At 32.3% G+C, this 13592-nt stretch carries 12 protein-coding genes; 2 read left to right on the top strand and 10 right to left on the bottom strand.

Features of this window, described 5'->3' with window-relative positions; translation table 11 throughout:
• On the bottom strand, positions 1-861 hold the full coding sequence (locus tag DU428_RS11645) for an alpha/beta hydrolase (protein WP_113966664.1): 861 nt from the start codon (positions 859-861) through the stop codon (positions 1-3).
• Positions 862-908: 47 nt separating this feature from the next.
• Between DU428_RS11645 and DU428_RS11640 the strand changes: the two genes are divergently transcribed.
• The gene (locus tag DU428_RS11640; RefSeq protein WP_072352249.1) at positions 909-1529 is read left to right on the top strand and encodes an L-threonylcarbamoyladenylate synthase; all 621 of its coding nucleotides are present in this window, start codon (positions 909-911) and stop codon (positions 1527-1529) included.
• 97 nt (positions 1530-1626) lie between these two features.
• On the opposite strand, the gene DU428_RS11635 is transcribed toward DU428_RS11640, so the two are convergent.
• From DU428_RS11635 to DU428_RS11620, 4 genes are all read right to left on the bottom strand, one after another.
• Complete coding sequence (locus DU428_RS11635) at positions 1627-2484, bottom strand: OmpA/MotB family protein (protein WP_072352248.1); 858 nt, start codon at positions 2482-2484, stop codon at positions 1627-1629.
• A gap of 106 nt (positions 2485-2590) precedes the next feature.
• Positions 2591-3568, bottom strand: a complete 978-nt coding sequence (locus tag DU428_RS11630; protein ID WP_113966663.1) for a glycosyltransferase family 2 protein — start codon at positions 3566-3568, stop codon at positions 2591-2593.
• Positions 3569-3604: 36 nt separating this feature from the next.
• Positions 3605-3931 (bottom strand): DMT family transporter, encoded by a 327-nt coding sequence (locus DU428_RS11625; protein WP_072352246.1) that lies wholly within the window; start codon positions 3929-3931, stop codon positions 3605-3607.
• Positions 3932-3949: 18 nt separating this feature from the next.
• The gene (locus DU428_RS11620) at positions 3950-4396 is read right to left on the bottom strand and encodes a type I restriction enzyme HsdR N-terminal domain-containing protein (protein WP_072352245.1); all 447 of its coding nucleotides are present in this window, start codon (positions 4394-4396) and stop codon (positions 3950-3952) included.
• A gap of 103 nt (positions 4397-4499) precedes the next feature.
• Here DU428_RS11620 and holA point away from each other — a divergent pair, with 103 nt between their 5' ends.
• On the top strand, positions 4500-5504 hold the full coding sequence (gene holA, locus DU428_RS11615; RefSeq protein ID WP_072352244.1) for a DNA polymerase III subunit delta: 1005 nt from the start codon (positions 4500-4502) through the stop codon (positions 5502-5504).
• 2 nt (positions 5505-5506) lie between these two features.
• On the opposite strand, the gene DU428_RS11610 is transcribed toward holA, so the two are convergent.
• The 5 genes from DU428_RS11610 to DU428_RS11590 form a co-directional block, all read right to left on the bottom strand.
• Positions 5507-5983: a hypothetical protein gene (locus DU428_RS11610; protein ID WP_072352243.1), complete on the bottom strand. Its 477-nt coding sequence runs from the start codon at positions 5981-5983 to the stop codon at positions 5507-5509.
• Positions 5984-6247 (bottom strand): DUF202 domain-containing protein, encoded by a 264-nt coding sequence (locus tag DU428_RS11605; protein WP_083585124.1) that lies wholly within the window; start codon positions 6245-6247, stop codon positions 5984-5986.
• 8 nt (positions 6248-6255) lie between these two features.
• Positions 6256-7851 carry a class I SAM-dependent methyltransferase gene (locus DU428_RS11600; RefSeq protein WP_113966662.1) on the bottom strand — a complete coding sequence of 532 codons (1596 nt, stop codon included), beginning with the start codon at positions 7849-7851 and terminating at the stop codon, positions 6256-6258.
• A gap of 90 nt (positions 7852-7941) precedes the next feature.
• A complete protein-coding gene (locus DU428_RS11595; protein ID WP_072352241.1) occupies positions 7942-10353 on the bottom strand; it encodes an alpha-ketoacid dehydrogenase subunit alpha/beta in 2412 nt (803 codons plus the stop codon).
• Positions 10354-10522: 169 nt separating this feature from the next.
• On the bottom strand, positions 10523-13357 hold the full coding sequence (locus tag DU428_RS11590; RefSeq protein WP_113966661.1) for a gluzincin family metallopeptidase: 2835 nt from the start codon (positions 13355-13357) through the stop codon (positions 10523-10525).
• Positions 13358-13592: the final 235 nt, after the last annotated feature.

Genomic DNA, 13592 nt, shown 5'->3' with positions numbered 1-13592 from the left:
TTAGTTTAGATGTGCTTCCATAAAAGCATGTAATTTAATGGTAGTATCTAATAAGTCTAAACCAGTCCATCCATGACCTGCATTTTCATATAAGGTAAAGTCGTGTATAACACCTAATTCTTGTAGTTTGTCTCGCATGGCTGTTCCTTGTGTTGTAGGAATCAAAGGGTCTTGGCCTCCATAAAATAAAATAGTAGGAGGTGAGGTGTTGCTTGCTTGGTGATACGGACTAACCTCTTCTAAGAAAGCAGTAGTTGCATCTACTCCGAAAAGATCTAGCATTTCTTGTAATATAGGATTAGTGTTTTCTAAATAAGCAGGGTCTGTAAAATTTGTTGGTCCAACAACACTGCAGACCATATCTGTTTGGTTATTACTATCAAAAGCATAAGACCAAAGTAGTGCTAAATGTGCGCCAGCACTAGTTCCTATAAAGCCTATATCGTCTGAAATCACATATTCAGATTGTTTGTTTTGTAAAAAATCTACAACAGATGTTATATCGTTTATTTGCGTAGGATAGGCATCTGTAGTTTCGTTTGCTAATCTGTAATTCATATTTACCACGGCAATATCAGTTAGGTTTTGTAGTATATAATCTCTAAAACTATTCATATCCGATTTGTCACCAGAAGTCCACCCGCCACCATGAATTAAAATCATAACTTTGGTTTCTTCGGTTCTATTTGCTGGAAGGTATAAGTCGAATACTTGATCGCTATGGCTTCCGTAGGAAATATTTAATTCTTGGTAAAATTCTAAAGAAGTTGAGGTTGAATTGTTGGAATCATCACTATTTATGCAGGAAACAGAAATAATGGACATTAAAATAAGGAATATTTTCTGGTATATGTTCTGCATTTTGAATTATTTAACTAATTTGTAAACGCTTAAAAAATGAATTTATTATGGCTGAGTTTATAAAAATTTACGAGGAAAATCCTAACAGTAAGGAAATTAAGAAAGTTGTTGAGGTTTTAAAAAAAGGCGGATTAATTATTTATCCTACAGATACGGTATATGGTTTGGGCTGTGATATCACTAATACCAAAGCTTTAGAGCGTATTGCTAGAATAAAAGGAGTGAAGTTAGAAAAAGCTAATTTCTCTTTTATTTGTCATGATTTAAGTAATTTAAGTGACTATGTAAAGCAAATTGATACCACTACTTTTAAGGTGTTGAAACGTGCTTTACCAGGCCCTTATACCTTTATTCTTCCTGGAGCAAAGAGTTTACCAGTTGCTTTTAAAAAGAAAAAAACAGTTGGTATTCGTGTGCCAGAGAATAATATTGCATTAGAAATTGTAAAGGCACTTGGTAACCCAATTGTATCAACTTCTATTTATGATGAAGATGCCATATTAGAATATACTACAGATCCGGAATTAATTCTTGAGAAATGGGGTAATATAGTGGACCTTGTTATTGATGGAGGTTACGGGGATAACGAAGCATCTACTGTAATTGATTTTTCTGAAGGTGAAGCTGTAATAGTTAGAGAAGGGAAAGGAAGTTTAGATATATTTTAGAATTAGCTAGAATCCGAAATATTGTAAAGTTAAAATATGAGCAATAAAAAAGCCCAACCATCCGGTTGGGCTTTATATTTTTTATATAATCTAAAGTTTATTCTTTAGAAAGAGATTTCATTTCCGATTCAATCATTTCATAGAATTGATCGATTTTTGGAAGGATGTAAATCTTTGTTCTTCTGTTGATAGCTCTGTTTTCTGCAGTATCATTAGGTACTAATGGTAAGTGATCTCCACGTCCAGCAGCGATTAATTGTTCTGGCTTAACTCCTAAGTCTTGTAAAGCTCTTACAATAGAAGTACTACGTTTTACACTTAAATCCCAGTTGTCTAATAAAACACCACCTCTGTTGTATGGTACGTTGTCTGTATGACCTTCAACCATTGCTTCAAAGTTTGGTTTACTATTAATAACAGTAGCTACTTTTCCTAAAATTTCATTTGCTCTAGGTGAAATGTTATAGCTTCCTGTTTTAAATAATAACTTATCAGATAAGGAGATAAACACCACGCTCTTTTCTACGTTGATTTGGATGTCTTCATCATCTAAACCAATTTCTTTCTTTAAACTACTTACTAAAGCTAGTGTTACACTATCTTTTTTAGTTAAAGCATCTTGTAATCTCGTAATTCTTAAATCTTTTTCCTTTAAGCTTTCTAAAGATTTCTCTACGTTTTTAGCTCCTTGAGCAGTTAACATAGTCATGTCTTTAGTACTTTCAATTAAAGCAAGGTTATTTGCTCTCATGTCTGCTAAACGAGCTTGCATTTCTTTAAGTCTTGCTGCAGAAGCTGCTTCGTCTGCTAAACAACGGTTTAGTTTAACGGTTGCAGTATTTAATAAATCTTGTGTTTCTTTTTGTTTGGCCTCTAATGCGGTATATTCCTTTTTAGATACGCATGAACTTAAAACCAGTAGTGCCGCAGCACCAAATAATACAATTTTCTTCATAATAAATTGAATGGATTAAATATTGTTAATTTAACATAACGAATTTATGCAAAAGAATTGTAATTAATTCCATTGTTAACAGAAACTTTAACATAAATGAAAGCCCTTAGAAAGTCTTCTTACCTTCAATGAAATAAGACCAAACAATAGATTTGGTATGATAGTAATCTTGTTTTTTAGGTAAGTTTTTTCGCTTTTTTAAAAGTTCTGGTAGATGCGTGTAAAAACTAAAATGTGCCTTTAGTATGGCGAAGATATGATGGACTTTAAACTGAAACAAAAACTTCATTGCAGCAAGTCCGTCTAGAAGTAACCTAGAAAATATTAAAAAGAAGACTTTTCCGGGAGCATTTTTAGTCAGCGTAAATAAGCTATTCCTAAAGTTTAAGAAGGTTTTTTTAGGGTTTGTGTTTTGTAAGGTTGCTCCGCCAACATGATAAACTATAGCATTGTTTATGTATTTTGCTTTATAGCCAAGGTTGAAAGCTCTCCAGCAAAGATCAATTTCTTCCATATGAGCAAAGAAGCTTTCATCAAAACCATTTAAAGTTTCAAAAGTTTCTTTTCTTATAAATAAACAAGCTCCAGATGCCCAAAATATTGGGGCGTCTTGGTATTGGTTTGTGTCTTTTTCAATCGTATTAAAAATTCTTCCTCTGCAAAAAGGGTAAGCATACTTATCTATAAAACCACCTGCAGCACCAGCATATTCAAAGAATTCTTTGTTTTTATAATCTAATATTTTTGGCTGAATAATAGCTGTTTCAGTATTAGTTTCAAATTCTGAAAGAATAGGATTAATCCAGTTTTTAGTTACTTCAATATCGCTATTTAACAGGCAGAAAATAGGTTCTTTAACTTGTTGTAGCGCTTGATTATATCCTTTGGCATAACCTCCGTTTTCCGTATTCTGAATGATTTTAATTTCCGGATAGGTTTCTTTTACAAATGAAACAGAGTCATCGGTTGAAGCGTTATCGGCTACATATATCTGTGCTTCTTTAGAATATTCTATAACAGATGGTAAGAATTTTTTTAGAAGTTCTTTACCATTCCAATTCAATATAACTACTGCTATTTTCAAGTTTAATTTCTTTTAAAAGTTTTATTCGGAAGCTTTTTAATTGGAGACTAATTTTAAACCAACAATAGAAGCAATAAGTGTCGAGATAAAGAACAGTCTCCAAAAGGTTGCTGGTTCTTTAAATACAAGTATTCCCAAAACTACGGTTCCTATAGCTCCGATGCCTGTCCATACCGCATAAGCAGTACCAATAGGGAGCTCTTTGGTTGCTTTTACCAATAAAATCATGCTAATGGCTAAACTTACCAAAAAACCTATATACCAATAGGTAGATTCGCTTCCAGAAGTTTCCTTTGCTTTTCCTAAACAGGTTGCAAAAGCTACTTCAAAAAGTCCGGCAATGATTAATATTATCCAATTCATTTATTTCGCTAAGCTATTTTACTTATTATAATCAGGTATATCTCTTAGAAATTGGTAGCGTTCTGCTTCAAAATCCATTTCACAATAATAATGATTAATTCCGTTTGTGAGCATTAAATAACTTGCATTTAACGCTAAATTATATCTAGCAATTTGATCAAAGGTAGTTTGATCTATAGTAATTTTTGGTGCTTTACATTCTACAATTATATGAATGCTTCCGTCTGGGTTATAAACAACAATATCGTAGCGTTTACGTAAGTTGTTCACCTTTAATTCTTTTTCCACATTGATTAAAGATTTCGGAAAACCTTTCACCTGCATTAAATATTGTACGCAATGTTGTCTAACCCATTCTTCCGGTTGCAAAACCATAAATTTTTTGCGTATTTCATCATATATAAGCGTTTTATTTTCGCTATTTTTGAAACGAAACGAAAACTTGGGAAAATTAAGTTCTTGCATGTAATAGAATTCGGTTATTCAAAGTTAGTTTTCAAAAAACAAATAGCAAATTTCAAGTACTTTATTTGAGATTAGAATTTTTCAAAATTTGTATTTATATATTTTGGACGAAGTTAAACAACTAGTAGCAGACATAAAAAAAGGAAAACTGAAACCTATTTATTTTTTAATGGGCGAGGAGGCCTATTATATTGATAAAATCTCTGATTTTATTGAAGATAATGTACTTTCGGAAGAGGAGAAGGGTTTTAATCAAATGGTATTGTATGGTCGCGATGTAAGCATTGATGATATTGTTAGTAATGCCAAGCGTTTTCCTATGATGGCAGAACGACAAGTTGTTATTGTTAAAGAAGCTCAAGACTTGTCTAGAAGTATTGAAAGTCTTGCGTCCTATGCTGCAAATCCACAGCCAACAACGGTTTTGGTTTTCAATTATAAGTACAAGAAGTTAGATAAGCGTAAAACGCTTTATAAAGCTATTAAGAAATCTGGAGTTATTTTCGAAAGCAAAAAACTGTATGAAAACCAGGTAGCAGATTGGATTAGAAGAATACTTGCAGGACAAAACTATACTATCACACCAAAAGCATCGCAGATGTTGGTGGAGTTTTTAGGTACCGATCTAAGTAAAATAAGCAATGAATTAGATAAACTAAAAATTGTTTTACCAGACGGTGTGCAAATTACTCCTGAGCATATTGAGGAGAATATTGGTATAAGTAAAGACTATAATAATTTTGAGTTACGAAAAGCTATTGGTGAACGCAATGTTTTAAAAGCGTATCAAATAGTTAAATATTTTGGCGAAAATCCAAAGGATAATCCTATGGTTGTAACGGTTTCTTTATTATTTAATTTCTTTTCTCAGCTATTGCATTTACACGGAATGGACGATAAGAATCCTAGAACTGTAGCTGCTGCTTTAAAGGTGAATCCGTATTTTGTAAATGAATATATTACTGCGGCTAGAAACTACCCAATGCGTAAAGTAAGTGCTGTTATTGCTACTTTACGGGAATTTGATGTTAAAGGAAAAGGTGTTGGTTCTAATTCGGTTCCTGAAGGTGATTTATTAAAAGAGCTTTTGGTGAAAATTATGAGCTAGTTTTAAGCATCTAATGCTTCTAAAGTCACAGTATAATCGTATTGCAAATCTTCATGTAATCCTGAAATTATTTTTTTAATAGATGCAATCTGTCTATCGAAGATATTTGTTAGTGTTATGTTGTTTTTTATAGAAGGTCTAAAGTTTTTCAATTTCTCACAGAAATAAAGTAAAAGCTCAACTTCGGTTTCTTTTTTCAACGAATACCTGCTGTACTTTTTTATTAGTCTTAATATTTTACGAACACTCTTTTTAATATAGAAATAACTGTCTGTATTAATACTTTCAAACTGCAAATCTATTTCTTGTTTTACATTTTCAATATAGCTAGCTTCATCATGAGCTTCAAAAAGTAGATAGGTGAGTAGTTCTTTATTTTCTTTTTTAAAGCGTGATAGACGAAGGCATAGGCTCATTAATTCTTCTTGAGAATTATGTTTTAGTTCGTCTTTAATTTGTTTTACCGTGGCTGTCTTCATCTACACTTTATAATATTGTTTAATTTTTTTCTTTACATAAACTAAGCGAATAATTCCAATGACTAAAATAATTGGAGAAATTGTGATTAAGATAATTCCGAAAGTTTTTATTTCATGTAAAATGTCTAACTTTAAGATAGCTATTCCAGTTCCTAGAATTACTACAAAAGTTCTAAAGTAAGCTAAGAATGTACGCTCGTTGGCAAGTCTTGTTCTTTCTATAGCTAGCCAATCTCTTGTTGTTAAGTCTTTTTTTTCTATCATTTAAATTTCTATCCTTTTAATAAATTTACACTAACCGTTGCTAAGTCGCTATTTGGAAATCTAGAGAAATATTTTGGGTCTGGTTTTAATCCAGCCTTTGCAGCTATTCTGTTAAATACATCTACTTCAATAATATATTGATTGCTATAACCATGTGTAGCATCATAGGCTGTAGCTGCTGTTTTACCAATATTTTCAGCAGTTAGTTTTGGGTTTAAAGTGTGTAATTCTATAATTAGTAAACCGAATTGCTCTACATAGGGTTTCCATTTTTGTAAATGTTCTAATAAAGAATCTTCCACGATATTATTACACAAACGTTTACCATTATTAGCATAAGCCCCGGTAGAAGTACTAATATTTTCACTTGTTTGTTTAGGAGCTTCCCAAACCCTATTGTGATCTAGAAAAGTCCTTACGTTAAGTAAATCCTTTAATTCAATATTATAATCTTCTTTTAGGTCTTTTGCTAAAAGATCTGGTCTACCAATATCTCCCCAAATTACTTTCGCCCAAATATCTGCTTTAATTAGGTTTGCCCTAGTTACTTTAAGTGCTGCCTGATTGAAATCTGCACCAACTAATAATAAAGGGTGTTCTTCTAGCATTTTTCCTCTTAAAGTTTGGTGTTCTATCACTTCAAAAATATGCTGAATAAAAGCTCCGTTACCACAGCCCATATCTAAGATTCCTTTTGGTTGCTCGTCTATAGGTTTGTTGAATAAAGTAATAATTACCTGATCTATCACCTTAAAATAGGTAGCATGAGCACCGCCGCTTCCCCAAACATTCATTTCTCTGTGAACGTGTTTTTCTGTTTGTTTTGGAGAGTCTGTTTTTAAAATGCGTGGGTTACCAAAAAGTAATTCGTCTAGTTGAAGAAAAGTAGGTAAGTAGGAAACCGTTACCCCGTATGCAGAAGCTCGTTTTGCAAAAAATAAGCCTTTATCTGTAAACTGATAGGTGTTTTTCTTTTTTTGAAACCATCCTAAATAGGAAAAGAAATCAAGTACCTTCTTAAAACTCTCCGGGTCTTTATGGTATTCTTCTGCCGTAAATGAAGCTTCCATAAAGTATTTATGAAATAAGCCATTTACACCCAATAAAACAATAATTGGTCCGACAATACAGCCTTCTATATGTTTTAAGATTTGCTTTTCAATTGTATCATCTCCTTTTAAGCTGTATTTATTTTCGTAGTTTTTAAAGATTCGTTCTAATGCAAGAAAGGCGTCTGCTCCGATGCGTTCTTCTGGAAACTTTACAGAATAGGAGAGTAGTTTTATGGCTTCTTCATATACAGGTACTAGTTGAAAAGCTTTCTTACTTATATTATTTATTTCATAAGAAACAGCATTTGTTTTATTGTCAATATGTTGCACCAACCAGCCTTGAGAGCATAAAACGCGTAAGGCAATATTTAGATATCCCTCATTTGCATTAAATTCTTTGCTAAGTTCTTCTATAGAAGCTTTTTCGTTTTTTAAAAGAAAGTCTAATACTCCTTTTTTGTAAAGGGAATAAGCAGTTGTTGCAGTAGCAAGACCATCTAAATGTCTAAAAATATTTTCTCTTAATTTTATTTTCTCTTGCTTTGTTAACATTGCAGTTTGTTGGATTCATTATAAATATAAAAAAAAACCTTTCAACTAAGTATTGAAAGGTTTTTAAGATAATTTATATTTATGAAATCTCTATCTTAATTTCGGGAAATTTACAGGATTCACTTCATGCATTACTTCGTAAACTGCTTCAAAAATATCTTCTGCTGAAGGTTTTGAGAAGTAGTCACCATCTGTACCATAAGCAGGACGATGGTTTTGTGCTGCTAATGTTTGTGGTTTGCTATCTAAGTGTTGATAAGCGTTTTGTGTGTTTAAAATTTCGTTTAAGATATACGCAGAAGCTCCACCCGGAACGTCTTCATCTATAACCATTAAACGGTTTGTTTTAGCAACACTCTTTACAATATCGTGATTTAAATCAAATGGAAGTAGTGATTGAATATCAATAACCTCTGCATCGATACCAACTTCTAATAATTCTTTTGCTGCTTGTTCCACAACACGTAAAGTAGAACCATAAGAAACTAAAGTAATATCTGCACCTTCTTTGATGGTTTCAACAACTCCTATTGGTGTTTTAAATTCCCCAAAGTTATTAGGCATTTTTTCTTTTAATCGGTATCCGTTTAAGCATTCAATAATTAATGCTGGCTCGTCAGCTTCTAATAAAGTATTATAGAAACCTGCTGCTTTAGTCATATCTCTAGGAACTAAAACGTGCATACCACGAACTAGGTTGATAATTCCACCTAATTGCGAACCTGAATGCCAAATACCTTCTAGTCTGTGCCCTCTAGTTCTAACTATTAATGGTGCTTTTTGTCTACCTTTAGTTCTGTAGTGTAAGCTAGATAAATCGTCGCTCATAATTTGTAAAGCGTACAAGATATAGTCTAAGTACTGAATTTCTGCAATTGGTCTTAAACCACGCATTGCCATTCCGATACCTTGTCCTAAAATGGTAGCTTCACGAATTCCAGCATCTGCAACACGTAACACACCATATTTCTCTTGCATTCCTTCTAAACCTTGGTTTACATCACCAATATGTCCTGCATCCTCTCCAAATATTAGAGATTCTGGGTATTTACTAAAAATAGCATCAAAGTTGTCTCTAATTACTAAACGAGCATCAACCTCTTCTGCATTGTCATCGTAAGTTGGTTTTACCTCTTCTACGTTTAAAGCTGAATGTTTAGATTCACTATGTAAGTGTGAACTATACTTTGGTTGAATTTTATCGAAATACGAATTAATCCAGTTTACTAATTGTGTTTTTTCTGAAGTATTTTCTTTTAAGACATAACGTAAAGCTTTTCTAGCTGTAACCAATACATCTTTTCTAATTGGCTCTTTAATATCAGCCAAATCACTTTTTAATTTTCCAATAAATACTTTATTCGGACTAGTATTAGCAAGTGCATCTAAAATTGCAACTAGCTCGTCTCTTTCTGCTTTTATAGGGTTTAAGAAAGCTGTCCATGCTGCTTTTTTGCCATCACGTACTTGTTTCTTTATACCTTTTTCAAGTTCTTTTAATTCTTCATCTGTAGCAATGCTGTTGGCAATTAACCATTCGCGCATTTTTACGTTACAATCGAATGCTGCTTCCCAAGCTAGTCTTTCTTCATTTTTATAACGTTCATGAGAACCTGAAGTAGAGTGCCCTTGTGGTTGTGTTAATTCGTTTACGTGAATTAATACAGGAACATGCTCTTCGCGAGCTATCTTACCAGCTTTTTGGTAAGTTTCCACTAGAGTAGGGTAGTCCCAACCGTGAACACGTAAGATTTCATATCCGTCTCCTTTTTCATCTCTCTGGAACCCTTTTAAGATTTCAGAAATGTTTTCTTTTGTAGTTTGGTGTTTAGCGTGTACCGAAATTCCGTATTCATCATCCCAAACACTCATTACCATAGGTACTTGTAAAACACCAGCAGCATTAATGGTTTCAAAGAATAAACCTTCACTTGTACTTGCGTTACCAATAGTTCCCCAAGCAACTTCATTTCCTTTTACAGAAAAGTTAGTAGTATCAATTCCTTCTACATTTCTAAATATTTTAGAAGCTTGCGCTAAACCTAATAAACGAGGCATTTGCCCAGCAGTAGGTGAAATATCTGAACTGGAGTTCTTTTGTTTTGTAAGGTCGTTCCAGTTTCCGTTTTCATCTAAACTATGAGTAGAGAAATGACCTCCCATTTGTCTACCAGCAGACATAGGGTCGTGTTCTAAATCGGTATGTGCATATAAGCCTGCAAAAAACTGTTCGATAGTTAATTTGCCAATAGCCATCATGAAAGTTTGATCACGATAATATCCAGATCTAAAATCTCCATTCTTGAACGCTTTCGCCCAAGCTAGTTGTGGTACTTCTTTACCGTCACCAAAGATTCCAAACTTTGCTTTTCCCGTTAATACTTCACGTCTACCAAGTAAACTACATTCTCTAGAGGTAACTGCAATAGTATAATCATTTAAAACTTCTGTTTTAAAATCTTCAAAAGATATATCTTGTTTTAAGTCAGGTTTTGTTGCCATAATTTATTCTTTGAAATAGCTGCAAATTTAAGGATAATAAAGCATTTTAGCAATATTGAAAAGTCTTAAAAAATTGCAGAATTAATACTGAATTTGTTGTTTTGGTTATAATAATTTAATAAAATGATGTTATATCCGTTTTCGACGAAGAAATTTTTAAATTTAAAAACTAGTACCATCTTCTTCTGAAAAGTCCGAGAAGGGAATGTAGGTCTGCTGTAAATTTAAAACGAATATGTTGGCTGTAATTAGGTTCTGCAATTTCCCAACCTAGATTAGAGTAAACAGGGAAGAATATTTCAAAATAATCTTCGACTAAGTTGATTCGTAATCCAGAATCATAAACAAACTTAGCACCACGACTCTTGTTTTTCACAGTACCTATATCTCCATAAACATGAATATACTGCCAAATGGATGTACTTATATTTGTTGTTGCCATCCATTGGTTAGCGTAAGGTGTTGCTAGTTTTGATTTAAATCCTCCTTCTGCTATAATTAACTGCTGACTAAATATACCTGTGCTTTCCGATCTTCCTAAGTAGTCATAGTCAAATAAGTAATCTGTAGGTCTGTCTAAAGCAAAACTGAAATAATTGCTTGTTGCCGGGTTTTTGTTCTTTAAGAATGCTCCAACAAAGAATCTTACATTCAGTTGTCTATTGCTAGGGTATAGTTTTCTAAACTCATAGTTAAATGAAACTTTACTAAATGTCTGAGAAGCTTGAAAGTCTGCAAACCAACTAGTATGTTCAATCAAACCAGGGTTGTAGTTTACATACCTAATATTGAAAACATTATAGTTTGGTTCTGCTTTTTCTAAAAGAATATTATTTACGTCTTTATCTCTATGAATACTAACGTATCTAAAGTTTAAGAAGCCTCTTTTATTTGCTCTTAGATTTTCTGTGTCTCTAAAAGTAAAAGAAACAATTGGTTGAAAAGCAGTAACAAAAAGATCTGGTGCGTAGCTTGAGTAGCTTCCGGTTAGAACATATTGAATTTTATATAGATTCTTTACATCTTTAAAGTATTGATGATAAATCAAGTTTGCCGAACCTGTTAAGGACTTAGATTTTAATCCGTATTCTGGAGCTATTTTATAGGTAAAATCCTTGTGAAGCATGGTTTTGTTATATGCTTTTGTTCCTAAAACAAATCCGTCGTAAATATTATTAAATTCTACAATCGGCATGATTAATACCTGATTGTATCTAGTATCTTCAACGTCTTTTAATAATCTTATTTGTATTGGTTTATTAAGTAAAGAAGGTTTTAATGGCCTCGTATTATTCCTGTTGTTTAATTCCGGAGTAATTTTATCATGGTTAATTACAAGTTTATTAGCTTCAGATATAGCAAGTACTAAGGTATCTGTTCCTTGAATATTATCTATCCAGGTTTTAGAGAGTGTTTCTTCATTTTTTAAAGCGAAGATAGAAGAGGGCATTTTGGTTTTTGTCTTGTTTCTAATAAGGACTTTTATGGAGTCTTTTCCTTTTTTTATATGCTTAATCTTATAATCTATTTTGTTTGAGGTTTTTAAGAATTCATCAAAAAACCAATCGATGTTTTTAGATGCTTTCGGTTTTATAAAATCTTCAAAGTCTTTTGTAGAAGTAGTTTGAAGTTTTTGTTTGCTAATAAATTCTTGAAGTGATTTTTCTATATTGATACTTTCATCATAGCTGTTTAGATATTGAAAACCGATAGCAGCTTTGTTTGGGTTTGCAATGTTTTTATTAAACTTCAACAAGGAATCCTTTTGCATAGTCAATGGCTGGTCTATATGAGTTCTAGCCATATTCATATACAGTAAGTTGTATTGGTCGTTAAAATCTAATTGTGCAGCACGAAAGGATTTTATTCCCCAAAAATCAGAAAGTGTTCCAAATATTTTCATGTTTGGATAATGCTCCTCTACATATTTCATTAGATAGTAAGTCTTAATTCCGTTGACTAACCATTGGTCTTTTCTTGGGTTTATAAGCAGTACATTTTCTAAATAATTATGTAGGGAGGTTTTTAGAAGTTTTAATTCATATTGAAAATGATCTGGAAAGGGGCGAATAAAACTAGGTAGCGAATTTAGTCCGTAAATAGGGCTTTTTCGGTAATCAATAGAAGAAACTACTAATCGTTTATGCGGATATTCACCAAGGTTTCTACTAATAAAACCAGCAACTTTATCCGTGATAATTACTCGGTCAAGTTGGTGTAGATTTTCTTCGTCTATATTAGAAACAATACTAAAGTAATCTGTTTCTACGGTATTAAATTCTGGAGCTAGAAGTAAATGTAGTTTAGTGTTTACTCTATCTTTTCCAGTTAATATCGTAGTTATTTTATGTTCTTCCTTGGTGCTTTTAACCTCATCTAATTCTGAAGTTAGGATATACTCCTCAGGATAGGTGATTTCAAAGTTTTTATCTGCTAAAGGAATATAAGCATCGTCTAGATCTTTATTACTGAAGTAATTCCATTTCCCGTCATAAACAACAGGGGTGATATACCAATATTTAAGGTTGATATTATTATCACTTGTAATTCCGTAGCGAGTAAATTTAGAATTAGGAATTTGTACCAGATAGTTTAGCTGAAGCTTATATGTTTCCTTCGGAAGGAAGGCTTCCTTTAGTTCCACATGAATAATATCAATCTGGTTTTTTAGTCTTTTGTGTTTAAGCTCAGATTCATTCTGTTTTAAAGAAGTAATTACGGTAAATCCTCTGTCTTCGTTTTTAGCAAAGTGAAATTCGTTTTTATATTCTTCGGCTAGGCGTTTTGCTAGGGGAGTATTTTTAGCAGCGTAACTATTACTCCAATCTGTTAAGTAAATCTCTTGTAAAGTGTCGTTTGAAGTATTTTTATATTCAATGGTTTGAGATATTTTTATCTGCTTATCCTCTATATGGAATTCCGCTTTTAAGTCTATTTTATTTTGACTAAAGCTAGAAAAACACAGGAAAGTGAATAGTATAAAAAGTATAAAACGAAATTTCAATTTACTTTCTAGGAATTTATAGGTTGTACATTCATATTTAGGATTTGTAATATAATATATTCCTTTTGAAAAACAGAAAAAATAGCTGTTTTGTGATTTTAATTTATGGAAGTTTTTTCCGCTGAAATTTCTCCTAAAATATTAAAAAATAACTTTTCTATAAAGAGAATGAAACTTGAAATTGTAGAAGGATTAGAATAAAAAAAAAAAACTGATAAATCTAATCTTTAGAATT

It is taken from the genome of Oceanihabitans sediminis, from assembly GCF_003337215.1.
GTDB classification, from domain to species: domain Bacteria; phylum Bacteroidota; class Bacteroidia; order Flavobacteriales; family Flavobacteriaceae; genus Oceanihabitans; species Oceanihabitans sediminis.
Note: the sequence above shows the minus strand (reverse complement) of the source record. Positions and strands in the feature narration are given on the sequence as shown.